Origin of the sequence: Bacillus cereus group sp. BfR-BA-01355 (genome assembly GCF_022663675.1) — a bacterium.
Lineage (GTDB): Bacteria > Bacillota > Bacilli > Bacillales > Bacillaceae_G > Bacillus_A > Bacillus_A thuringiensis_S.
In genome coordinates this window covers 1-620 of the sequence record NZ_JAKUFY010000289.1, presented here as the reverse complement: position 1 = coordinate 620, position 620 = coordinate 1, and the positions used below count along the sequence as shown (strand labels likewise).

Genomic DNA, 620 nt, shown 5'->3' with positions numbered 1-620 from the left:
GTACAACTGATCTTAGGGATTTATATACTAATTCTTCAACAGTTTTTGAATTTCCGTAGTATTTATCTACCGCTTTTAAAACAGTTTCAAGTGTAATATTTTTTTTTATAACATTAGGAAGTTTGTTCCAAGCTTTTTTCACACCCGCTTTAACTTTTGCAAGACTAACATTAACTTTTGCAACTTTTTGAGGTCCTTGAACTAAAGAATGAGATTGTTGGTTGTTATCCAATGGTAATGTCCCAACTGCTTCAGCTCTTGCCATATCAACAGGTGATAATTCATATCCTTTCATTGAATCTACTAACTCATGACTAGAGTCATATGTAGAAGCTGAAGCAGTGTTAGTAATCATTGCTCCGCTACTAAATAACATTCCTCCAACAAGTAACGCAGGAACTGCTTTCTTTTTTAAATATTTCATTATACTCCCTCCTTTTTTTATGATTAATTTCCTTCGTTTTTTATCATAGTATTATTTTTCTTAAAATGTAATATTTTTCTACTTTATAAAATTAAATCAGAATTTTATAATTTTATTGTAGAAATGAAAAAGTCTCGATAACTGGACCATACCTTACAGGCCCATCCAGCTAAAATTACCTAAGTTTAAACTCATC

General features: G+C 30.5%; 1 pseudogene. It reads right to left on the bottom strand.

The annotated features are described in order from the left end of the window. A pseudogene (locus MR167_RS31650) lies at positions 1 to 424 on the bottom strand (hypothetical protein); the annotation flags it as partial. Between the last annotated feature and the right edge of the window lie 196 nt (positions 425 to 620).